Annotated in this window: 22 protein-coding genes and 1 pseudogene; 10 read left to right on the top strand and 13 right to left on the bottom strand. The window is 52.0% G+C overall.

Annotated features, from left to right (window positions below):
• Position 1: 1 nt before the first annotated feature.
• The 4 genes from livG to H2P46_RS06625 form a co-directional block, all read right to left on the bottom strand.
• Entirely contained in the window at positions 2–769 is a 768-nt protein-coding gene (gene livG, locus H2P46_RS06640) for a high-affinity branched-chain amino acid ABC transporter ATP-binding protein LivG (RefSeq protein WP_193404400.1), read from the bottom strand.
• Positions 766–2,037 (bottom strand): high-affinity branched-chain amino acid ABC transporter permease LivM, encoded by a 1,272-nt coding sequence (locus H2P46_RS06635; RefSeq protein ID WP_193404399.1) that lies wholly within the window; start codon positions 2,035–2,037, stop codon positions 766–768. Before H2P46_RS06635 ends, livG begins: the two co-directional genes overlap by 4 nt.
• On the bottom strand, positions 2,034–2,960 hold the full coding sequence (gene livH / locus H2P46_RS06630) for a high-affinity branched-chain amino acid ABC transporter permease LivH (protein ID WP_193404398.1): 927 nt from the start codon (positions 2,958–2,960) through the stop codon (positions 2,034–2,036). The genes H2P46_RS06635 and livH overlap by 4 nt, the downstream gene beginning before the upstream one ends.
• A gap of 114 nt (positions 2,961–3,074) precedes the next feature.
• Positions 3,075–4,187 carry a branched-chain amino acid ABC transporter substrate-binding protein gene (locus H2P46_RS06625; RefSeq protein WP_193404397.1) on the bottom strand — a complete coding sequence of 371 codons (1,113 nt, stop codon included), beginning with the start codon at positions 4,185–4,187 and terminating at the stop codon, positions 3,075–3,077.
• Positions 4,188–4,591: 404 nt separating this feature from the next.
• On the opposite strand from H2P46_RS06625, the gene panM reads away from it, so the two are divergent.
• Positions 4,592–4,978, top strand: a complete 387-nt coding sequence (gene panM / locus H2P46_RS06620) for an aspartate 1-decarboxylase autocleavage activator PanM (RefSeq protein ID WP_193404396.1) — start codon at positions 4,592–4,594, stop codon at positions 4,976–4,978.
• A gap of 43 nt (positions 4,979–5,021) precedes the next feature.
• Here the strand turns inward: panM and rpoH are convergent, their stop codons facing one another.
• The 4 genes from rpoH to ftsY form a co-directional block, all read right to left on the bottom strand.
• Entirely contained in the window at positions 5,022–5,879 is an 858-nt protein-coding gene (rpoH, locus tag H2P46_RS06615) for an RNA polymerase sigma factor RpoH (protein WP_193404395.1), read from the bottom strand.
• Positions 5,880–6,123: 244 nt separating this feature from the next.
• Entirely contained in the window at positions 6,124–7,107 is a 984-nt protein-coding gene (gene ftsX, locus H2P46_RS06610) for a permease-like cell division protein FtsX (RefSeq protein WP_193404394.1), read from the bottom strand.
• Entirely contained in the window at positions 7,097–7,765 is a 669-nt protein-coding gene (gene ftsE, locus H2P46_RS06605; RefSeq protein ID WP_193404393.1) for a cell division ATP-binding protein FtsE, read from the bottom strand. Before ftsE ends, ftsX begins: the two co-directional genes overlap by 11 nt.
• A 5-nt stretch (positions 7,766–7,770) precedes the next feature.
• Positions 7,771–9,189, bottom strand: a complete 1,419-nt coding sequence (gene ftsY, locus H2P46_RS06600; RefSeq protein ID WP_193404392.1) for a signal recognition particle-docking protein FtsY — start codon at positions 9,187–9,189, stop codon at positions 7,771–7,773.
• Positions 9,190–9,422: 233 nt separating this feature from the next.
• On the opposite strand from ftsY, the gene rsmD reads away from it, so the two are divergent.
• Both rsmD and H2P46_RS06590 read left to right on the top strand, forming a co-directional pair.
• Positions 9,423–10,013, top strand: coding sequence for a 16S rRNA (guanine(966)-N(2))-methyltransferase (gene rsmD, locus H2P46_RS06595; RefSeq protein WP_193404391.1), 591 nt, complete (start codon positions 9,423–9,425; stop codon positions 10,011–10,013).
• Positions 10,013–10,282 carry a DUF1145 family protein gene (locus H2P46_RS06590; protein WP_193404390.1) on the top strand — a complete coding sequence of 90 codons (270 nt, stop codon included), beginning with the start codon at positions 10,013–10,015 and terminating at the stop codon, positions 10,280–10,282. The genes rsmD and H2P46_RS06590 overlap by 1 nt, the downstream gene beginning before the upstream one ends.
• Before the next feature lie 26 nt (positions 10,283–10,308).
• On the opposite strand, the gene H2P46_RS06585 is transcribed toward H2P46_RS06590, so the two are convergent.
• Positions 10,309–10,665, bottom strand: coding sequence for a DUF2500 domain-containing protein (locus H2P46_RS06585; protein WP_193404389.1), 357 nt, complete (start codon positions 10,663–10,665; stop codon positions 10,309–10,311).
• 149 nt (positions 10,666–10,814) lie between these two features.
• Between H2P46_RS06585 and H2P46_RS06580 the strand changes: the two genes are divergently transcribed.
• Entirely contained in the window at positions 10,815–11,444 is a 630-nt protein-coding gene (locus tag H2P46_RS06580; RefSeq protein ID WP_193404388.1) for a lysoplasmalogenase, read from the top strand.
• A gap of 213 nt (positions 11,445–11,657) precedes the next feature.
• On the opposite strand, the gene tusA is transcribed toward H2P46_RS06580, so the two are convergent.
• Positions 11,658–11,909, bottom strand: a complete 252-nt coding sequence (tusA, locus tag H2P46_RS06575) for a sulfurtransferase TusA (protein ID WP_193404387.1) — start codon at positions 11,907–11,909, stop codon at positions 11,658–11,660.
• Positions 11,910–12,114: 205 nt separating this feature from the next.
• Here tusA and H2P46_RS06570 point away from each other — a divergent pair, with 205 nt between their 5' ends.
• Together H2P46_RS06570 and H2P46_RS06565 are read left to right on the top strand one after the other, a co-directional pair.
• Positions 12,115–12,780 carry a 7-cyano-7-deazaguanine/7-aminomethyl-7-deazaguanine transporter gene (locus H2P46_RS06570; RefSeq protein ID WP_193404386.1) on the top strand — a complete coding sequence of 222 codons (666 nt, stop codon included), beginning with the start codon at positions 12,115–12,117 and terminating at the stop codon, positions 12,778–12,780.
• A gap of 117 nt (positions 12,781–12,897) precedes the next feature.
• Entirely contained in the window at positions 12,898–13,452 is a 555-nt protein-coding gene (locus tag H2P46_RS06565) for a DcrB family lipoprotein (protein ID WP_193404385.1), read from the top strand.
• 69 nt (positions 13,453–13,521) lie between these two features.
• Here H2P46_RS06565 and H2P46_RS06560 read toward each other — a convergent pair whose 3' ends face one another.
• Positions 13,522–15,435, bottom strand: a complete 1,914-nt coding sequence (locus tag H2P46_RS06560; RefSeq protein WP_193404384.1) for a bifunctional 5-dehydro-2-deoxygluconokinase/5-dehydro-2-deoxyphosphogluconate aldolase — start codon at positions 15,433–15,435, stop codon at positions 13,522–13,524.
• Positions 15,436–15,982: 547 nt separating this feature from the next.
• Between H2P46_RS06560 and iolD the strand changes: the two genes are divergently transcribed.
• The 4 genes from iolD (at position 15,983) to H2P46_RS06540 (ending at position 21,071) form a co-directional block, all read left to right on the top strand.
• Positions 15,983–17,920 (top strand): 3D-(3,5/4)-trihydroxycyclohexane-1,2-dione acylhydrolase (decyclizing), encoded by a 1,938-nt coding sequence (gene iolD, locus H2P46_RS06555; protein ID WP_193404383.1) that lies wholly within the window; start codon positions 15,983–15,985, stop codon positions 17,918–17,920.
• Between the two features lie 60 nt (positions 17,921–17,980).
• Positions 17,981–18,994 carry a bifunctional inositol 2-dehydrogenase/D-chiro-inositol 1-dehydrogenase gene (gene iolG / locus H2P46_RS06550; RefSeq protein WP_193404382.1) on the top strand — a complete coding sequence of 338 codons (1,014 nt, stop codon included), beginning with the start codon at positions 17,981–17,983 and terminating at the stop codon, positions 18,992–18,994.
• A 54-nt stretch (positions 18,995–19,048) separates the two neighbouring features.
• Positions 19,049–19,945 carry a myo-inosose-2 dehydratase gene (gene iolE / locus H2P46_RS06545; protein WP_193404381.1) on the top strand — a complete coding sequence of 299 codons (897 nt, stop codon included), beginning with the start codon at positions 19,049–19,051 and terminating at the stop codon, positions 19,943–19,945.
• A 283-nt stretch (positions 19,946–20,228) separates the two neighbouring features.
• Entirely contained in the window at positions 20,229–21,071 is an 843-nt protein-coding gene (locus H2P46_RS06540; protein WP_193404380.1) for a MurR/RpiR family transcriptional regulator, read from the top strand.
• A 253-nt stretch (positions 21,072–21,324) separates the two neighbouring features.
• On the opposite strand, the gene iolB is transcribed toward H2P46_RS06540, so the two are convergent.
• Together iolB and H2P46_RS06530 are read right to left on the bottom strand one after the other, a co-directional pair.
• Complete coding sequence (gene iolB, locus H2P46_RS06535; protein ID WP_193404379.1) at positions 21,325–22,143, bottom strand: 5-deoxy-glucuronate isomerase; 819 nt, start codon at positions 22,141–22,143, stop codon at positions 21,325–21,327.
• 23 nt (positions 22,144–22,166) lie between these two features.
• Positions 22,167–22,880: pseudogene (locus H2P46_RS06530) on the bottom strand (aldehyde dehydrogenase family protein); the annotation flags it as partial.
• Between the last annotated feature and the right edge of the window lie 115 nt (positions 22,881–22,995).

The raw sequence follows: 22,995 nt of genomic DNA, 5'->3' as shown, positions 1-22,995 counted from the left end.
CTTACGCCTCTCCTAAATAGGCTCGGATCACGTCCGGGTTATGTCGAATTTCTTCCGGCGTGCCGTTAGCTAAAGGCGTCCCCTGGTTCACCACATAAATACGGTCGGAGATCCCCATGACCAACTTCATATCGTGCTCAATCAACAATACTGTCACCTTATGTTCGCCACGCAATTCGGCAATTAATTCGTCCAGCTCATGGGTTTCTTTTGGATTCAGGCCCGCCGCCGGTTCGTCCAGCATTAAAATCTCCGGGCGCGTCACCATGCAGCGTGCGATTTCCAGACGACGCTGCTGACCATACGCAAGATTTCCTGCCTGGCGGTTCGCCAGTTCAAGCAGCCCCACGCGCTCCAGCCAGATGGCCGCGCGATCCAGTGCTTCACTTTCGCTGCGGCGAAAGGCCGGCGTTTTTAACAGCCCGGAAAACACGCCGCTTTTCAGATGCTGATGCTGCGCCACCAGCAGGTTTTCAATCACCGTCATTTCCCGAAACAGCCGCACATGCTGGAAAGTGCGCACAATGCCCATGCGCGCAATCTTCTGGCCCGACAACCCCTCCAGATGCTGATCGCGCAGCCTGATACTACCACCGGTCGGTTTGTAAAAGCCGGTCAGGCAGTTGAACACTGTGGTTTTGCCCGCACCATTCGGTCCAATCAGTGAAACAATTTCTTGCGGATGCAGCGCCAGCGCTACGTTATTTACGGCTAACAAGCCGCCGAAGCGCATCATCAGGCCCTCAACCGCTAATAAAGGCTGACTCATGCCTGCTCTCCTTGTTTACCTGGTTTTAGCTTCAGGTGAGGGCGTTTCATCGGCAGCAAACCTTGTGGACGCCAAACCATCATCAGCACCATCAATCCACCCAGTACCAGCATGCTGTATTCATTGAGATCGCGCATGAGTTCACGCGAGACCACCAGCAGGATGGCGGCAAGAATGACCGCAAACTGTGATCCCATTCCGCCCAATACCACAATCGCCAGCACAAAGGCCGATTCGACGAAAGTAAAAGATTCCGGGCTGACAAAGCCCTGACGCGCGGCAAACAGGCTACCCGCGAAACCGGCAAAGGCAGCGCTGATAGTAAAAGCGGTCAGTTTGATGCGCGTGGGGCTTAAGCCCAGCGAGCGGCAGGCAATTTCATCTTCGCGCAGCGCTTCCCAGGCCCGACCCAGTGGCATACGCAGCAGACGATTGATGACGAAGAGCGTCAGCACTACCAGCAACAGCGCCACCAGATAAAGGAAAATAATCCGGTCACTGGGATCGTATTTAAGGCCAAAGAAATGGTGGAAAGTATCCCAGCCGCCATCGTGTGGGCTGCGGTTGAATTCCAGGCCGAAAAGCGTCGGTTTCGGGATTTGGCTGATGCCATTCGGGCCGCCGGTTATCTCCGTATTATTGAGTAGCAGGATGCGGACAATTTCACCAAAACCAAGCGTCACAATCGCCAGATAATCTCCACGCAGACGCAGCACCGGAAAGCCGAGCAGCAAACCAAACAGCGCGGCAACCATGCCTGCCAGCGGCAGACACTGCCAAAAACCGAGACCATAATAGTGATTAAGCAGCGCAAAGGTATAAGCGCCAATGGCATAAAAACCACCATAACCCAGCACCAGCAGGCCAGAAAGGCCAACCACCACGTTCAGACCCAGGCCGAGCATCACATAGATTAGTGTCATGGTGGCAATATCGACAGTGCCGCGCGAGACCAAAAACGGCCAGGCAACCGCAGCCAGAATGATCGCCGCCATCACCAGTTTTTGCTTCAGTGTGGAACCGTCAATACCCGGCAACACCAGCGCAGGCAACGACACTTTTTTCATACCGCTTTGCCACACCGGACGCAGCAGCTGGAATATAAACACCACCACGCAGGCAACGACAATCCATTCCCAACGCACGCTTCCGGCGTTCTGTACCACCAGGCGGGTGCCGTCCAGATTCAGGCGCAGCCCCATAAAAAAGGTTGCCAGAACCAGCATCATCAGCGCAGAGATAAGCGCATTAACCAGGGCGTTCTTCATACTTTTTCAACCTCCGGGCGGCCCAGAATCCCGGTTGGCATAACCAGCAGCACCACAATCAATAGCGCAAAGGAGACCACGTCTTTATATTCCGTGCTGAGATAAGCGGAGGTCAGCGCTTCGGCGATGCCGAGCCCCAGCCCACCAATCATCGCGCCGGGAATGCTGCCAATGCCGCCTAACACCGCGGCGGTAAAGGCTTTCATTCCGGCCATAAATCCGATAAATGGATTAATCACGCCATAAAACTGACCGAGCAGCACGCCCGCTACCGCCGCCATCGCCGCCCCAATAATGAATGTCAGCGAAATCACACGGTCGGTATTAATTCCCAGCAGGCTGGCCATTTTCAGGTCTTCAGCACAGGCGCGACAGGCGCGCCCCATGCGCGAATAACGGATGAACAGCGTTAACGCCAGCATCGCGAGGAAGGTGACCAACCAGATCACAATCTGCATTGCGGAGAGCGTGGCAGCAAAGCCGTTGCCTTCACCCAGCGTCCACTGTCCGGTTACCAGGCCTGGCAGCGCGAGGTCGCGCGACCCCTGGGTCAGACTGACGTAGTTTTGCAGGAAGATCGACATGCCGATGGCAGAGATCAGCGCAATCAGTCGCTTTGAGGAACGCACCGGCTTATACGCCACGCGCTCAATGCTCCAGCCATAAGCGCTGGAAATAATCACCGCCATCACAAAACCGACGGCGATCATCAGCCATGTGGTATCAATGCCCATCATCATCAGGGCAGCAATAGCGATAAAGGAGACATAGCTACCGATCATATAAACCTCGCCGTGAGCGAAGTTAATCATGCCAATGATGCCGTAAACCATGGTGTAGCCGATAGCAATCAGCGCGTAAGTGCTACCGAGGGTAACACCGTTAAATAGCTGCTGAAGGAAATAGAGGAACTGCTCGGACATAGAATGTACCTTAAAAAAACGTCCGTGAACTGAATCCGTTACCGCGAATCCTGGAAAGCTTCACCAAAAGAAAAGCCGGTTTGATAAGGGCGGCCGTACAGCCGCCCTCTGAACTTATTTTACTGCGGTCGAAGTCCCGTCAGCATGCCACTTGAATACGCCAAATTCGAAGCCTTTCAGATCACCTTTCTCGTCCCAGCTCAGGTTGCCCATTACCGTTGGCACAGCAGCGCCCTCTTTCAGATTCTTCACGATGTCTTCAGGTTCGGCGCTCTTGCTGCGTTCCATACCGGTCGCCAGCGATTGCAGCGCCGCATAGGTAGTCCAGACAAAGGGGCCGGTTGGGTCCAGTTTCTTCGCTTTCAATGCATCAACGACAGGCTTGTTGGTTGGAACCTGGTCGTAGCGCTTCGGCAGGGTTACCAGCATACCTTCGGAGGCTGCGCCGGCAATATTAGACAGTGAGGCGTTGCCCACACCTTCTGGCCCCATAAACTGCGTTTTCAGCCCTGCTGCACGCGCCTGTCGTACGATCTGGCCCATCTCTGGGTAATAACCGCCGAAGTAGACGAAATCGACGGTATCTTTTTTCAGGCGAGCCACCAGCGTAGAAAAATCTTTATCGCCCGCAGTGATGCCTTCAAACATCACGATATTGGCTCCGGCTTTCTTCAGGCTGTCCTGGACAGAACGCGCCAACCCTTCACCATATTGCTGCTTGTCATGCACGATAGCGATGCGCTGAGGTTTGATTTCGCTCAACACGTATTTAGCGGCGGTGGGACCCTGATCTGAATCGAGGCCGGTAGTGCGCATAATCAGTTGGTAGCCACGCGAGGTTAAGTCTGGCGCCGTTGCGGCTGGGGTGATCATCAGTACGCCTTCGTCCTCATAAATATCAGACGCAGGCTGGGTGGAAGAGGAGCAAAGATGACCGATTACGTAGCGGATACCGTCGTTTATCACTTTGTTGGCAACGGCGACCGCTTGCTTCGGGTCACAGGCATCGTCATATTTTACGGCGACCAGTTTGTCGCCGTTAATGCCGCCTTTGGCGTTGATGTCCTCAATCGCCTGCGTTGCGCCGGCAAACTGCATGTCGCCATATTGTGCAACCGGGCCCGACATCGCACCCACAATGGCCACTTTAATATCTTTTGCCAGCGCCGCGTGGCTCATTGCCAACGCAACACATCCCGCTAATAATGCGCGACCTTTCATTTTCATCCGAACTTCCCCATCTGTTGTGTCGTGTTTGTTGTGACTGGCTTTATTTTCTGCCAGATAAGCGTGAAAACTGATTTAGTAATAATGAGTTAGCAGCGCTTTTTGGCATTTATAATTAATAAGGCTTTATTTTTCAGCTTATTAAACAGGAATTTTCTTCTTTAAATCAACTGACACATTCAGAAAAGGGAGGGTTAAGCAGCATAATAAACTGGATGCAATGGCCAGTTTTCCACCGTTTTTCCAGCGCGTTATGCTGGTTTATTTATCAGCCATGCCTGTTTATAACTATCATTCTGGCGTTAAGGCCAGTTATTGACCTGTTTTATGCAGAAAAAACTGTCATCGCCCTGACGGTATAATTTCGCTACACTTTCCTCTTTTAACGAGTACAGGTGTTGGTTATGAAACTCACCATCCTGCGTTTAACGGCGTTCACGCCGCAGGACCGCATTGATTTAGCCAAAATCTGGCCGAATCAAAATATCGAACAATTAGAGCAGGCGCTGAGCGAAACCTTGCGTCTTTATGCGGCACGCTTTAATGATCGATTGCTGGCGGCGCTGCAACTTGAAATTTCTGGAACTCATGGAAAAGTGCATCACCTTGAAGTGCGGGAGGCAACACGGCGACGTGGGGTAGGCAAATATTTACTGGAAGAAACCATGTCGCAGAACGGGTCGCTGGCAGACTGGTGGATAGTGGATGACGGCAGCGACGATCAGTCGGTGCGGGCAGCGTTTATGCAGGCATGTGGATTCAGGGCACAATCCGACGGTTGGATAAAGTAAATCACAGGCAACAAAAAGGGCGACATTTTGTCGCCCTTCATCTTTATGCTTCGATCGCCATACGCAGTTTTTTCATGGCGTTCTTTTCAAGCTGTCGGACACGTTCTGCCGACACGCCGTATTGATCGGCTAATTCCTGCAGGGTGGTTTTGTTGTCTTCGTCCAGCCAACGCGCACGGATAATATGCTGGCTGCGCTCATCAAGACCTTCCATCGCGTAGCTCAGCTTATCGGCTGCATGCGAATCCCAGTTGTCCTCTTCAATGCCATCAGCAAAGTCAGAGGTTTTATCTTGCAGATACAGCACCGGTGCCATGGATTTGCCTTCACCGCTTTCATCATCGGCAGACATATCAAAGGTCATATCCTGTGCAGCCATACGCGATTCCATTTCACGCACATCTTTACTGCTCACGCCCAGTTCACGCGCGACCATTTCAACTTCATCCTGGTTAAACCAGCCCAGATGCTGCTTGGTTTTACGCAGATTAAAGAACAGCTTGCGCTGTGCTTTAGTGGTAGCGACTTTCACGATACGCCAGTTACGCAGCACGTATTCATGAATCTCGGCTTTAATCCAGTGCACAGCAAACGACACCAAACGTACACCTACTTCAGGATTGAAGCGACGCACCGCTTTCATCAAGCCGATGTTACCTTCCTGAATCAGGTCAGCCTGCGGTAAGCCGTAACCGGAGTAATTACGAGCGATATGAACTACAAAGCGTAGGTGAGACAGGATCAGCGTCTTAGCTGCATCCAGATCGCCCTGGTAATGCAGCCGTTCAGCCAACGCTTTTTCCTCTTCTGCCGACAGCATCGGCCAGACATTGGCAGCCCGAATGTATGACTCCAGGTTACCAAGAGGAGCAATAGCTAAAGTTTGCATTTCTTTGGTCATTCAAACCCTCACAAAATAAGTGGAATTGCTGCACAGTTTCTTGCGCAGACGTTACAGTATGTCAACGTCGTCGGAAATCCGAAAGCAATCTGTGCTACTTATTGGACGTCAAAGTTATCCACAAGTTCAATATTATCGGTGCATATTTTACACACAGATAATCAGAAAGGAAGCGGCAGAAGGATCCTCTGCTTTCCGCTTTCGACAGCAGAGGATCATTATAACAAAAAAATGTTGCAGGCGTTTACTGGGGCGTAAAACGACGTAAATGTTGTACTGTTGCCAGCCAGGCCGCGATCCAGCCAATAATGGTGGCAATCAGCAATAACAGTAGCGCTTCATCCCATGAAAAGCCTTTCAATGAGAAAGTCGTACCAAATACGGCAGCAACGTGGGCGACGACCGTTTGCAGCCGCAATACCAACACTTCCGACAAAATCAGTGACAATACCGCCCCGCTAAAACCCAATAACGCGCCGCCATATAAGAAAGGTCGCAGGATAAAGCCGTCGGTTGCGCCAATCAGTTTCTGCACATTAATGGTGTCGCGCCGGGCAAAAATGCTGAGACGCACGCTGTTACCAATTACAAGAAACACCGCGATGATCATCAGGATACCAATCATTGAGGCGATCTGGCCGACTAATCCGGTTAATGCCGCGAGCCGGGCAAACCAGCTATCATCCATGCGAACTTCATCAATCCCCTGCACTTTTGACATGCTATCACGCAGATTTTGCATGGTGTCTGAATTTTGGAAGTTAAGCTTCGGGGTGATAATAGCCACCGCAGGCAGCGGATTTTGCTCCAGCATGTCCATTGCGCCGCCAAAACCAGACCAGTTACGGAATTCGTTCAGCGCTTCTTCACGGGTCAGATAATTAACGTTATCTACGCCATCAAGCTGTTTGAGCTGGGCCACGACGTTTTCCGCCGCGCTATCGTCCAGCGTCTTAGAAAAATAAACCGTCAGTTGCGGCGCGGGATACCACTGCGTTGCCGCCTGGTTTACGTTTTTCCAGACCATATAACAGACGCTTGGCAAAGTCAGGGAAATCGCAATCACCATGACTGTTAACAGCGTTGCCAGGGGCTGACGCCACATATCCGACAGCGTGCCGCGCAAAGCATAACGCCATTGTTCCTGCCAGCCGCCTTTCAGCGCTTTGCTTTTAGAAGGCTGCTTCGCTTTTGGCGCCGCTGGGCGTTTATTGCGTTTATTGACCATCGTGGCCTCCGTGCAGGCGTCCCTGATTCAGCGTCATTACGCGATACTGACGACGCGCGATCAGGCCGCTGTCGTGCGTTGCCATCAACACCGTTACGCCTACGCGATTAAACTCTTCGAACAGTCGCAGAATATCTTCCGACAGCGCATCGTCAAGGTTACCGGTTGGCTCATCCGCCAGTAATACCGCAGGCTTGTTGACAACTGCACGCGCAATGCCAACGCGCTGTTGTTCACCACCGGAAAGCTGGATAGGAAAGCTTTTTGCTTTATCAAGTAAGCCCACTTTATCCAGCGCTGCTGATACGCGACGCCGAATATCCTCGCCGCTGGCGCCTGAAATGATGAGCGGAATCGCGACGTTTTCATAAACTGACCGATCCATCAGCAGATGGTGATCCTGGAAGATCATCCCGATCTGACGACGCAGAAAGGGAACTTCGCTGTTGCGCAGACGGGAAATGTCATGACCGCTAAACCAAATTTGTCCCGCGCTCGGACGCTCAATGCCGCATATCAGCTTCAATAACGTACTTTTACCGGCGCCAGAATGGCCGGTCAGGAACGACATTTCGCCAGGGCGCAGATGGAAATCCACGCCCTGCAACGCCTGACGTCCACCGAGATATGCCTTACTGACCTCTTCAAAGCGAATCATCCCAATTAGTCCTCTCGGGCAAACAGTGCCTCAATAAAATCGTCAGCCTTGAATGGCCGTAAATCTTCGATGCCTTCCCCGACACCGATATAGCGTATCGGAATACCGAACTGATCGGCTACCGAGAAAATAACGCCGCCTTTGGCAGTGCCATCCAGCTTGGTAAGCGCAATGCCGGTTAAACCTACCGCTTCATTAAACAGTCTGGCCTGACTTACGGCGTTCTGTCCGGTACTGGCATCCAGCGTCAGCATCACCTCGTGGGGCGCTGAATCATCCAGTTTTTTCATCACACGAGTAATTTTCTTCAGCTCTTCCATCAGGTGCGATTTGTTTTGCAGGCGGCCTGCGGTATCAGCGATTAATACATCAAAGCCGCGCGATTTAGCCGCCTGAATAGCGTCAAAAATTACCGAGGCGGAATCTGCGCCAGTGTGCTGTGCAATAACCGGAATATTGTTGCACTGGCCCCAAACCTGCAACTGCTCTACGGCAGCAGCGCGGAAAGTATCGCCCGCCGCCAGCATCACTGATTTGCCTTCGGCCTGATATTGACGAGCCAGTTTACCGATGGTGGTGGTTTTACCTACGCCGTTTACGCCAACCATCAGGATAACGAAAGGAGTCTTATCGGTGACGTCCAGCGGCGCATCCACTTTTTCCAGAATATTAGCCATTTCCGTTTTCAGCAGACCATACAGAGTCTCAGCATCGCGCAACTGTTTGCGGTTCGCCTGCTGAGTCAAATTAGTGATGATGCGACGCGTGGTTTCCACACCGACATCCGCAATGAGCAGCTGCTCTTCAAGCTCTTCGAACAGATCATCATCAATTTTCTTGCCGCGGAATAAGCTGACAAAACCAGACCCCAGGTTTTGACGGGTTTTAACCAGGCTGCGCTTCAATCGCGCAAAAAAGCCCTCTTTGGTCGGTCGTTCCTGTTCGTGCGTGATTATCGGTGCCGCTGCTAGCGGCAGATCGCTCACCGTATCTTCCGGCTCAGCGATGTCTGCTTCTTCGATAATTTCCGCCTCTGCCAGCACCAGCGCTTTCTGCTCTTTATCGCTGAACGGCACGTCGACGTTGGCTTCTTCAGCGTCAACCCCGCTCGTCGGAGCGATTTCAGGCTCAGGTTCGACTTCAGGCTCGGCTTTAACCGCTTCAGGGACCGCCAGAATATCAGGTTCAGCCGTAACTGACGCAGGCTCGCCTTCCGCTTCACGTTGCTGTCCGGCCACCGCTTCGGTAATGACGACAGTCTCTTCCGCTTCCGCTTCGGCCTTGTTGATTGCCGGGGATAAATGTTCCGGCTGCTGTACTTCCGGCTCGGCAGGCTGCTCTTGCGTCTCCGCCGAGGGTTGCTTTTCTTCCTCTTTGCCAAATCCTAGCCAGGAAAAAAAGCCACGTTTTTTCTCTTTTGCCATTGTGTGACGACACTCCTCGATGGCTTTATCCTGGTCGCGTGTTGTTCCCAGGGGTAAAATCAGTTGTGGTATTAAGCGCCAGACGGGCGTAAAACCGCAGAATTATGCATGACATCAGCAACTCCGTAGTCTAACACTTTCCAGCCAGCTCACCACAGCACCCTTTTTTAACGTTTCTTCTCATCGTTTCGCCCGTTAAACTACGCAACAAATTATGACGAGTTGTGAGCAAAATGATTAAAAACTCCCGCAATACGGGCGGCGCCGGACAAATCCGCATTATTGGTGGCCAATGGCGCGGACGTAAATTGCCGGTGCCGGACAGCACCGGTCTGCGCCCCACCACCGATCGCGTGCGCGAAACGCTGTTTAACTGGCTGGCCCCCATGATTCAGCAAGCCAACTGTCTGGACTGTTTTGCTGGCAGTGGTGCGTTGGGTCTGGAAGCGCTATCGCGCTATGCTGGCTCGGCAACCTTGCTGGAGCTGGAACGGCCAGTGGCGCAGCAGCTGGAAAAAAATCTGCAAACCCTGCGTGCCGACAATGGCAAAGTGATTCACACTAACGCGCTTAGCTGGCTGGCACAGCCGGGTAAACCGTTCGATGTCGTATTTATTGATCCACCGTTTCGCCAGGGCTTGCTAGCGCAAACGCTACAGTTGCTGGAGCAGAACAACTGGCTGACCGATGAAGCCTTGATTTACGTTGAAAGTGAAGTGGAAAATGGCACACCGCCAGTACCCGCTAACTGGAATGTATATCGCGAGAAAATCGCAGGCCAGGTGGCTTACCGTTTGTATCAACGTCAACAGGGAGACGTATAATGTTACTGAATTTGGGACGCCTGTTGATGCTGTGCGTTTGGGGATTTTTACTGTTCAACGTGGTACACCCGTATCCGAAACCGCTGACCTATTTTATTAATGTCGCCCTGTTTTTCATGATCATGATGCACGGCCTGCAACTGGTGCTGCTGCGCGCGACACAAACCAAAGATGCACCACCCATTGATCGGGTAACCCAGGCGAAAGTTTTCCTGTTTGGGGTGTTCGAACTGGTGGCCTGGCAAAAGAAAAATTTTCCGGGAAAATAATCAGTGGCGGGCGGAAGGCCCGCTTTTTATGGTACGGGTGTAAAACTCACAAAACGTGAACCCTGCATTTTTAGCTCGCCTTTCGATCCCTTATCCATTTGATGGTAATCATTTTCCTTCACCTGCACTTTAATATCGCTTGCCCCATTTAGTGGGTGAAACCAGGCTTCGTAACGCATCTCTTCACCGGCGATGACTTCACGCTGGCGTGAACGACGATTCGGTGCCGGAAACTCGCGTTTGGTTTTCACTTCTACCGTTAAACTACGGATCGGCGAGGCATCATTCACGGCGGCTTCACGCCGTTGCTTAATAAACTGACGGGTCGCCAGTATGGCGATAATGGCCAGGACGATAAAAAAGAGTAGCGGTGGTTTGCTCATATTTTCGCTCGTTCTTCAGGGAGTAAGGGATGCATTGCGCGGGCAAGCATACAACCAGAGTTGCCTGATTGTCACATCGTCGAGGCATAACCTAAACTGGGATCGACATTTTGGGAACATTCACCATTTTTGGTTAAAAGGGAGAAACAATGCTCTGGTCTTTCCTCGCGGTACTTTTCTCCGGCTGGCTGTATGTGGATGCTTCATATCGTGGTCCACAATGGCAACGCTGGCTGTTTAAACCGGTTACGCTACTGCTGTTGGTTGGCCTGGCATGGCAAACACCAACGCTTCACACAACCGACTATCTGATCCTCGCCGGTCTGGTTGCTACATTGGTTGGCGACGCTCTGACGCTGCTGCCGCGCCAGCAGATGTTATATGCGCTGGGGGCCTTTTTTCTTTCACATCTGCTTTATACCTTAAGCTTTGCCGCTAACATGACGATGAGCTTCTTTTGGCCGATCCCGCTGGCCTTGCTGATTATTGGCGTGGTGGTGATCGCGGTTATCTGGAGCAAACTGGCCGAGTTGCGCTGGCCGATATGTACGTTTATTGGCATGACGCTGGTAATGACCTGGATGGCAGCCGAGCAATATTTCTTCCGTCCAACCGATTACAGCTTCTCCATCGTAGTCGGTGCCAACCTGCTCCTGCTGGCGAATATTATCTGGTTTATTACTCATTATCGCCGCCGTTTCAGCGCCGATAGCGCCATTATCGCGGCCTGCTATTTTGCCGGTCATTTTATGATCGTTCGTTCATTGTGGCTTTTCTGAAGAAAAATGCGCAGCGCGGCGTCATCAGCCTGAAGGTATTCCAGCGCGAAGCTGCGATATATCTTCAGGACGTTCCGCGCGCGCAGATGCAGCTGCAAATGCGATAGCCCAGCGATAGATGAAGTTGACAGGTTCGGGCACCACTACGCTGGTGACGACGAATGCGCTGCTGTGTTCGCGCTTTTGAACCCATTCATCGCGGCAGGTTGTCCGTTAATCACCCAGCCCTTTCTGAATCAGATATTGATAGGGCAGCGTTTCGATTTGCTGCGCCAACAGGCGATGCTCCATAAAACGGCAAAAGCCGGGTATATCCCGCGTTGTTGCGGGATCGTCGGCGATAATCAGCAACGTTTCGCCCTCCTGCAAATTTCGCACGGTTTTACGCACCATCATCACCGGCTCTGGACAGCGCAGGCCGCAAGCATCAAGCTGATGATCGGCAGAGTTAAAAACATCGCTCATAGTGGACTCGTTTCCGGTTTGGGGCACTTATTCTAGCGTGTCAGTAAGCCGACGCAAGGCGATAACGATTGCGTTAAAATTAACCATTGCATAAATAGTACAACACGGTAAGATGCCGCCGTTTTTTCAATCTGTTTAACGGCAAGATAGTGCTAATCACTGTCCTGCAATGGGTTCCCTCACCCCAACACTAAAAAGGCTTACTATGCTCGCATTCTCTTCGCGTCAGCGTATGCACGCGCTGTTTTGGCTGTCACTGTTTCATCTGCTGGTGATCACCTCCAGTAATTACCTGGTACAGCTACCGGTTTCCATTTTTGGTTTTAACACCACATGGGGCGCCTTTAGCTTTCCGTTTATCTTTCTCGCTACCGATTTAACCGTACGCATTTTTGGCGCTCCCCTGGCACGCCGTATTATTCTGGCGGTCATGATCCCATCGCTATTTATCTCTTATGCGGTTTCCTGCCTGTTCTACCAGGGTGAATGGCAAGGCTGGGCCTCACTGGAAGCAATGAATCTGTTCGTGGCACGCATCGCCTGTGCCAGCTTTATGGCTTACGCGCTCGGTCAGATCCTGGATGTTCACGTATTTAATCGTCTGCGCCGCCTGCCGCAGTGGTGGATTGCCCCCGGTTGCGCGATGTTCCTCGGTAATATCAGCGATACGCTGGCCTTCTTTTTCATCGCTTTTTATAAAAGCCCCGACCCGTTTATGGCGCAGCATTGGGTTGAGATCGCCCTGGTGGATTACAGCTTCAAGGTGCTGATCTGCATGGTGTTCTTCCTCCCTGCTTATGGCGTGCTGCTGAATGCCGCCCTTAAGCGCCTGACTATGCGCATGAATAGCAGCCAGGTTAGTTTCGGCTAAACGGAAATAGAGCCTTTTGCCACAACACGCTAAGATCTTCTGACAATCATCAGGTTGCGTTTGCAGCCTGATTCCTGTTGTATAAACGCCTGTCTGGGAATTTAAAAAGGGATTCTGATGCGTAACGTAGTGAAATATGCGGGGATTGGTTTACTGGTTTTAGGCTTAGCCGCCTGCGATCAGAAAAAAGACGAAGCGGCGAATGACAATGGTGTGAGCGCCAGTCAATCCAGTCAAACCGTCACGCTGATGGACGGTAAGCTGAGCTTCTCGCTGCCGCCAGGCATGTCTGATAAGAGTGGTAAGTTGGGCAATCAGACCACTAACATGCATGTCTATGCCGATGAAAGCGGCGCGCGTGCGATTATCGTGATTGCGGGTGACACAACCACTGACGGGCTGGATGTGCTTTCGCAGCGCATGGAGCAGCAGCAACGCAACCGCGATCCACAATTGCAGGTGGTATCAAACAAATCCGTTACGCTGAACGATCAGACAGCGCAGCAACTAGATACGGTGATTTCTGCAAACAACCAGACCTCCTGGTCGTCAGTGATTCTGGCGAAAGTGGACGGCAAACTGGTGACGATGCAGATTACGCTGCCGGGTGAGAATCAGCAGCAGGCACAGAGCGATGCCGATACCATCGTAAAAAGTATTACGTTGAAATGAGGTAAGGCGGGTTACGGCCCGCCCGAACGGCTTTGTGATTCGGACGCGCAACGGCGCCCGAATCACGCTTTATCCGCGCGCAGCACGCCAGTATTCAATGAGACGCAGGTAGTTGCCTTTCACCACATCAATGAGCGCCTGATCATCCAGCTCGCCTTGCAACCACTGACGTGACGGCTGACCAAAAATGGTGCGGCCCACTGCGAAACCTTTCACCCACGGCGCTTGTGCGGCGGCGGCAAAACCGGTTTTAAGTTTCTCTTCCGGCGCATCCAGACCCAGCAGCAGAATGCCACGGCAATGCGGATCTTGCTGTTCAATCAGGCCGCTGATTGCCTGCCAGGTTTCTGCTGACATCGGAGGCAGTTTCCACCAGTCTGGCTGGATCCCCATGCTATAGAAATGGCTGAGCATATCCAGATAGTAAGACTCTTTGTGGTCCGGGTTACTCTCGGGCAGAATCACTTCCAGTAACAGTTCATGTCCGCTCTTATTACAGCCTCTCCACACGTCAAGGAGCAGATCATCCTGTTCTTTACGCAGTTCAGCGCTGTCGTGCGGATGATAAAACGCCAGGCATTTCACTACGTGTTCAGCCGGCCAGTCGATCAGTTGCGAACCGATGTTACCGTGCTCCAGACGCAGTGGTCGCGAGCTGGGTAACTCAATCGGGCGACCAATCCACCAGTTTTTACCGGTGATAGCATTCAGCGCTTTCTGACCATAAGTGGTGTCTGCCAGAATGCCGCTTTTGTTCTCCAGACCCGCTTCCTGTGCCGCCTCTTCTGCCGCTCGCAGCAACAGCACTTTCAGCTGTGGAATTTTGCTCTCATCCACGCCAGCCTCACGCGCCATATCGGCCAGCTGCTTCCGGTGATCAAAAGCAAAAACATTCAGTTCTGGCCATTGCTGTTTACGCGTAGTGACGCGATGTAGGTGATTCAGACGGCTGTCAAGATCGGGCCGTTTCACATCGTTATCACGGCTGAGAAAGTCATCCAGCTCGGCTTTGGTCGGCATGGCTGGCGCGCAACCGTGGCGAGAAACAACTAACGCGCCGCAGGCATTGGCATAACGACAAGCCTGCTCCCAGCCTTCATCGTTCAGCCAGCCGCGCAGCAGACCCGACATAAAGGCATCGCCTGCTCCCAGCACATTCAAGACTTCTACCCGCACGCCCGTATGCAGTCTGGTCTCTTTCCAGCTATCCGGGATGTTTCCTTCAAAAACAACACAACCCATCGGGCCACGCTTACAGACCAGAGTGGCCTGGCTGGCCTGCCGTACATTTTTCAAGGCGGTCAGCGTGTCAGTGCTGCCACCGGCGATATGAAACTCTTCTTCAGTGCCGACGATCAGATCAAAATAGTGCACCACTTCCTGTAACTGCTGGGTGACCTGAGCCGACTCAATAAAACGCGTTTCACCGTCACCCAGTGAAGTTAGCCCCCATAGAACCGGGCGATAATCGATGTCCAGCGCGGTACGCAGGCCGTTGCGCTTTGCAATATCCAGCGCTTTCAGCACCGCTTCACGGGTTTGCGGATGCGACAGATGCGTTCCGGTCACCGCCACGGCACGAGAAGAAGTAATAAACGCTTCGTTGATGTCTTCCGGCACCAGCCCCATATCGGCGCAATTATCACGGTAGAAAATCAGCGGAAAGGTCTCTTCATCTTTAATCCCCAGGATCACCATACCGGTGAGACGTTTCTCATCCGTGATCAATCCGTCGGTATTACAGCCCACGCGCTGCAGTTCCTCACGCAAGAAGCGACCGTTATGCTCATCACCCACGCGTGCCAGCATGGCGGATTTCAGCCCCTGAATCGCGGTGCCATACGCCACGTTCCCCGAAGAACCGCCGAGATATTTGGCGAAAGAGGTGGTATCCTCCAGCCGTGCGCCAATTTGTTGGCCATAAAAATCAACGGCGATGCGTCCAATACAAATCACATCAAGCCGCTTCTGCTGTGTACTCATACCTGTGGTTTCCTTCTGTGATAAGCAAACACTGTCGGCGAAAAGCCCGGTGACGCGCGCTTTGCTTCGGGATCTCAAGTTGTCTGACTGGTTATAACTGAAGTATGGGGAATGAAAATTTCAATTTCAATATGAAATGAAATATCCATCGCATTTTTGTGAACCAGGTAAAACTCTGGAAGCTATCAACCGGATAAACCGTCAACAACGCTATAGCTTGCTACTACAGGGTTGTGAGACAGATCGCAGGAAAAGTCCTTTAAATAACGGAAGCGGATAAAGTGAAATGGATTTTTTCATATAACTGACAAGCCTTCCGCACGTTCCACTTTACACTAGTGAGAAATCCGCCAACGTCCTGCCAGCCCGGTAAATTTGATCTCACTCGCAAAATGAAATGTTTCTTCTGTAGTCGTATTTTATGAAAAATATATTTGTTTATAATCGGCTCACGTTTCAATTATTCCGGTCACCTTCTCCAAAGTATGCCTTCGCTTATCGCGGCGTACCGGAAGACAGATACCACCAGCATGTAAAGGAAGAGCATATGGGCACGATCAGACTGACCACTGCACAGGCGCTGGTTAAATTTCTTGATAATCAGTTTATTAGCGTTGATGGCGTTGAAACAAAATTCGTAAAAGGCATTTTCGCGATTTTTGGACATGGCAACGTTCTCGGCCTGGGACAGGCGCTGGAGCAGGACAGTGGCGATCTGGTGGTGCATCAGGGCCGTAACGAACAGGGCATGGCGCATGCCGCAACCGGCTTTGCCAAACAATCCCTGCGTCGACAGATTATTGCCTGTACGTCTTCTGTCGGACCCGGTGCGGCTAATATGATCACCGCCGCTGCCACCGCCACCGCAAACCGCATTCCACTGTTGCTGCTGCCGGGCGACGTGTTCGCTACCCGTCAGCCGGATCCAGAGCTGCAGCAGATCGAGCAATCTCACGATCTCAGCATTAGCACCAACGATGCCTTCCATGCTGTCAGCAAATACTGGGATCGTGTCAGCCGTCCTGAACAGCTTATGACCGCCTGCATCAATGCGATGCGCGTATTGACCGACCCTGCTGAAACCGGTGCGGTAACGATTTCGCTGCCGCAGGATGTGCAGGGCGAAGCCTGGGATTACCCCGAATATTTCTTTCAGAAACGCGTTCACCGTCTGGATCGTCGTTTACCAACCGCAGCGCAGTTGGAAGATGCGCTGGCGCTGATTGTGCGTAAACGCAAACCGATGATTATTTGCGGCGGAGGCGTGAAATACTCCGAAGCAGGTGAAGCGTTGCGCCAGTTTGCTGAACGTTATCAGATTCCGTTCGCTGAAACTCAGGCCGGTAAAGGCACCCTTATATCCGATCATCCGCTTAACGTGGGTGGTGTCGGCGAAACCGGTTGTCTGGCCGCCAACCTGCTGGCAAAAGAAGCTGATTTAGTGATTGGCATTGGCACGCGCTATACCGATTTCACCACAGCGTCGAAATGGATTTTCCAGAATCCGGACGTCACTTTTCTTAACGTCAATGTCAGCAGTTTTGACAGCTACAAGCTGGATGGCGTGCAGCTGTTAGCCGATGCGCGTGAAGGCTTAACCGCCTTAGACGCCGCACTGGCTTCACAAATCTACAGCAATGACTGGGGCAGTCAGGTTGAGCAAGCGCAAAGCAAGCTGTTGAAAGAGACACAGCGTGTTTATCAGGTGGAATACAGCGAAGGCTTTATCCCGGAAATAGCCGACCATATCGATCGCGAAGCCGTATTTGCGGAATTTAATCGTTTGACGCAATCCCTGCTGACGCAAAGCAGCGTGCTAGGCACCTTAAACGAGCAGCTCCCAAAGGATGCGGTGATAGTCGCAGCAGCGGGTAGCTTGCCAGGCGATCTGCAACGTGTGTGGCGCACCAAAGACTACAACGCGTACCACGTCGAATATGGCTATTCCTGCATGGGGTATGAAGTCAACGCGGCTCTGGGCGTCAAGCTGGCGCAGCCGCAGCGTGAGGTTTATGCGCTGGTTGGCGATGGCTCCTTCATGATGCTGCATTCCGAGCTGGTTACCTCCATTCAGGAGGGAGCCAAGATCAATGTGGTGCTGCTGGATAATATGACGAATGGCTGTATCAACAACCTGCAAATGGAACACGGCATGGACAGCTTTACCTCCGAATTCCGTTTTCGTAACCCGGAAGGCGGCAAGCTGGATGGCGGCTTTGTACCGGTAGATTTCGCCGCCATTGCCGCTGGTTACGGCTGCAAAACCTATCGCGTTACGACGCTGGATCAGCTGAAAGCAGCCCTGGAAGATGCAAAGGAACAAACCGTTTCAACGCTCATCGACATTAAAGTCTTGCCAAAAACCATGATTCATAAATATTTCAGTTGGTGGCACGTAGGCGTAGCACAAACCTCAGATTCAGAACGGACTCAAAGCGTCGCTGACGACCTCAACGCGCATCTGGAACAGGCTCGTAAGTATTAATTTCAGGGCTGGCTTCCGGCCCCCTTTTTTCTTATCCGAATGAACCCTACAGGTGTAATTATGACTTTGAAACTTGGCGTAATCGGTACAGGTGCAATTGGTCAGGAACACATTCGTCGCTGCAACAATGTGTTGCAGGGAGCTAAGGTTGTCGCCGTTTCTGACATCAATGTCGAGGGAGCGCGCGCGGCGCTGCAACGTTTGAACATTGAAGCGGAAGTTTATCAGGATGGCTATCAGGTGATTCAGTCGCCGGAAGTCGAGGCGGTGCTGGTGACCTCCTGGGATCCCACCCATGAACAATTTACGCTTGCTGCGATTGCTGCCGGCAAACCGGTTTTCTGCGAAAAGCCGCTGGCGATGAGTGCGGAAGGCTGCCGTAGCGTGGTGGATGCCGAAATCAAACATGGTAAACGTCTGGTGCAGGTTGGCTTTATGCGCCCTTACGATTCAGGCTATCGCGCACTGAAAAAAGTCATTACTGACGGCGAAATTGGCGAGCCGCTGATGCTGCACTGCGCGCACCGCAATATGGCAGTGCCAGAAAGCTACACCACCGATATGGCCATCACCAACACGCTGATCCACGAGCTGGATGTGCTGCGTTGGTTGACCGATGACGACTATAAAAGCGTACAGGTCGTGTTTCCACGTGTGACGTCAAAGTCACACGCCAGACTAAAAGATCCACAAGTCGTGCTGTTTGAAACGCAAAAAGGCGTGCGCATTGATGTAGAGATTTTTGTTAACTGTAGTTATGGCTACGACATTCAATGTGAAGTGGTAGGTGAAACCGGGATCGCTAAGCTGCCAGAGCCGTCATCGGTGCAGATGCGCAAAGAGGCCAAATTATCGAACGCGATTCTGGTCGACTGGAAAGATCGTTTCATTGATGCCTACGACGTTGAGTTACAGGCATTTATCAATGATGTAAAAGCAGGTGAATTAACCGGGCCTTCAGCCTGGGATGGTTTTGCCGCTTCCGTTGCCGCCGATGCCTGTCTGAAAGCGCAGAACAGTGGCGCGATCGAACCGGTAGAAATGCCGCCGCGCCCAACGTTCTATAACAAATAATCTGATCGTTTCATTGTGGGCGGCCTGGCCGCCCTTATCACAGGAAGTAAAAAAATGAACAAAGATAACGTGAAGCTGGCAATTGCCCCTATTGGCTGGACCAACGACGACATGCCGGATCTGGGCAGCGAAAACACCTTTCAGCAAACGGTCAGTGAGATGGCGCTGGCCGGTTTTACCGGTAGCGAAGTTGGCAGCAAATATCCGCGCGATCCGGCAATTTTAAAGCCGATGCTGGATATTCGCGGCGTTGAGATTTGCAACGCCTGGTTCAGCACCTTTTTTGCTAACGGTGATAAAGCCAAAACCATCGACGAATTCGTGAACCACATGAACTTTCTGCATGCGATGGGCGCTCGTGTGATTGGCTGTTCTGAACAGAGCAAGAGTATTCAAGGCACCACGCTGGCAGTACTGGAACAAAAACCGATCTTCACCGATGAAGAGTGGCACCTGACAGCGGAAGGCTACAACGAACTGGCGCAGATTGCTGCTGAAAAAGGCATGCGCGTTACGCTGCATCATCACATGGGCACCGGTATTCAGACCATTGAAGAGATTGATCGCTTCATGGCGCTGACTGATGAACGTGTCGGTCTGCTGTACGACACCGGGCACATTTACTACTCGGAAGGTTCGCAGGAAAAAATGCTGGCGGTACTGGAAAAATATCTGCCGCGTATTTTCCACGTTCACCTGAAAGATGTGCGTGATGAAGTGGTTGCAGAGGTGCGCCAAAACAAACTTTCATTCCTGGATGGCGTGAAAAAAGGCACTTTTACCGTGCCGGGCGACGGTGTGATTGATTTCAAACCGGTATTTAAAATCCTTGATGATTACGGCTATAAAGGCTGGATGGTGGTTGAGGCCGAGCAAGATCCGGCACTGGCTAATCCGTTCGAGTATGCAGTTAAGGCGCGAAAATATATTCGCGATAACGCCGGAATTTAACGGCTACGCGCCGTGCTTACACCTGCATTTCTCTTGCAGAACGGGTACAGAAGAGGTGGCCAGCTACAGTAGCTGAATGATTTCCCCTCGCTGTTTTTCACAGCCGAAAGCTGACAGACTGGAGATGCCTTTTCTGGCTGGGCATCTCCCCTGCATTCTGTGAGGCATTTCATAATCCCATGAAATAAAGCTCTCATTCAGCGCAAACAAATGAAATTTTCCATCCATCTGGTACTATAACGCTCATTATCCAGCCATTATTCTTATTAGACGAGCAGAAATAATGACCAATAACCCAACCCAACTTTCCTTGCTACAGGACGATATTCGTCGCCGCTATGAAACGCTGAGCAAGCGTCTAAAACAGGTCGCTCGTTATATTCTTGATAACAGTAACAGCATTGCTTTCGATACTGTGGCCTCTATTGCACAACAGGCCGATGTCCCGCCATCAACGCTTATTCGCTTTGCCAACGCGTTTGGCTTTAGCGGTTTCAATGAAATGAAACAGGTTTTCCGTCAGCACCTGATGGAGGAAACGGTTAACTATACGGAGCGGGCGCGTCTGTTTCGTCAGACCTCGACCGATGATAACGCCAACGCCCCGGAAAGCCCGGCAGAAATCCTTAATGTGTTCACCATGGTGAACAGCCAGGCATTACAACAGCTGGCAATGCAGGTGAACCCGGAGCAGTTAAATAAAGCGGTAAAGCTGCTTAACGAAGCAGAAAATATCTATGTGATTGGACTGCGCCGCTCGTTCAGCGTTGCCTCATATCTGGTTTATGCCCTGCGTCATCTGGAGCGCCGCGCCTTCCTGATTGATGGCCTTGGTGGAATGTTCACCGAGCAGCTAAGTCTGGTGAATCCGAAAGATGTGGTCATTGCGATTAGTTATTCGCCCTACGCCCGTGAAGCCGTCGAGGTGGTCGAATTAGGGGCCAAACGTGGTGCGCAACAGATCGCCATTACAGATAGCCAGGTCAGTCCACTGGCAGCCTTCAGCGATGTCTGCTTCGTGGTACGTGAAGCACAGGTAGACGGCTTCCGTTCTCAGGTTGCCTCTTTGTGTCTGGCGCAGACGCTGGCCGTCTCGCTTGCCCTGAATAATGCGGAAACCCAGTAATTCCCAGCGATTAACCAGATGATTCACCCGAAGAGCAGCCATTTTGCTGTCTTTCTGACTGTGGGCAAACCTGAAGTTCGGGGGACACAAACATACAGCGTCCCGCACCACAAGCGGCGCAAAGCGAGCTGCCGGGAATAGCGTTTTTGCGTCTTTACGATCGCCTGTCTAATCCGAACTAATCCTTTAAACAGCAATAAGGGCAGCCATTGTGGCTGCCCTTACTGTTTTACGCGCTTCCTGCTTTGCGCACTTATTGACTGCGCGGATAATTATCGCTATTGACCCAGGCGTGATCTTTTTCCCAGGTAAATTTCCACAAACGTACCGGACCAGCCATCACATTCAGGTAATAGTTGTTATAACCGGCAATGGTCGCCACCGGATGATAGCCACGCGGCACCGTCACCACATCACGATTGTACGGCGCCATGCATTCATCAAACGTGCGATCGTCAGTATAAACACGCTGCATGGCGAAACCCGGCTCCGGATCGAAACGGTGGTAATAAGTCTCTTCCAGATAGGTTTCGTTTTCGCTGTTTTCCTGATCGTGCTTATGGCTGGGATAAGAGCTGGTATCACCCTCATCGGTATACACTTCTACCACCAGTAAGCTGTCCGCCGGTTTGTCATCCGGCAGGATGTTATGCACCAAACGCTTATTGCGGCCTTTACCACGCTTCTCAACACCAACATCCTCTGGCGCAATCAGACGAGCGGGTAGATTTCCCTGACCCGGCGCAATACAGACGGCCAGCTCCAAATCGCTGTCAGCCTTTATTTCAACGTCGTCGTCATGAGGCACATAGACTGAATAGGGCGGAACGCGCTCAAACGGTGACATGCGTTTGCCGATGCCGGGAAATTCAGCATGGCGGGTTTTCACCGATGCCAGTCCCGCAATTAATACCAGGCAAAGTTCTTTATCACCGCTGCTCAGACGCAGGGTTTCTCCCTTTTTCAGCAGATAGGCGTCAAAGCCTGCATAACGCCAGCCTGCACTTTCCGGGGTAATATTTTGAATACGCCCCTGGCTGTCCGGCTGTTGTGCTTTCGAAAGTAAAGACATCCCAAATCTCCTGTTTTGGTGAATTAACCCAGCGTCGGCATGCTGAATTCAGACACCGTTTGCTGACCACTCAGCCAACGGGCGGTAGCAGTTTTCATACGGGTATAGAAGCGTACACCGTCTGGTCCATGCACATTCAACGCACCGAACACTGAACGCTTCCAGCCGCCGAAGCTGTGGAAGGCCATGGGCACCGGAACCGGTACGTTAACGCCAACCATACCGGCTTCAACGTTCTGTACAAATTCACGCGCGGTGTTACCGTTGCTGGTAAAGATGGCGCTACCATTGCCAAATTCGTGGCTGTTAACCAGCTTTAAAGCGCTGTCGTAGTCCGGTGCACGCATAATGCTCAGCACCGGTCCAAAGATTTCTTCACGCCAGATCACCATGTCGGACGTCACGTTATCAAAGAGTGTACCGCCAACGTAGTATCCTTCTGCATGGCCTGCGACCTGGAAATTTCGGCCATCAACCACCAGCTTCGCCCCTTCCTGCTCGCCTTTATCAATGTAGCCAAGCACTTTTTTCTGATGCGCCGCAGAAACTACCGGCCCCATCTCATTTTCTTCCGCGCCTTTGTTGATGCCAGGGCCAACGCGCAGCGCTTTCACCAGCGGCGTCAGACGTGCAATCAGCTTGTCTGCCGTATCATCGCCAACCGCGACGACCACTGGCAGCGCCATACAACGCTCGCCCGCTGAACCAAATGCGCCGCCCATAATTGTCGCTACCGATGTAAAACTGGCCCACCTGCCGATGTAAATCTGACCCACCTAGGGTAAAAATGGCAGTTTTAAGGCACTGCCAATGATGACATTGGAGACCAGAGTGGAGATTAGTGTTTTACAC

Source organism: Mixta mediterraneensis (assembly GCF_014946725.1).
GTDB classification, from domain to species: domain Bacteria; phylum Pseudomonadota; class Gammaproteobacteria; order Enterobacterales; family Enterobacteriaceae; genus Pantoea; species Pantoea mediterraneensis.
This window is presented reverse-complemented; position numbering and strand designations above follow the sequence as displayed.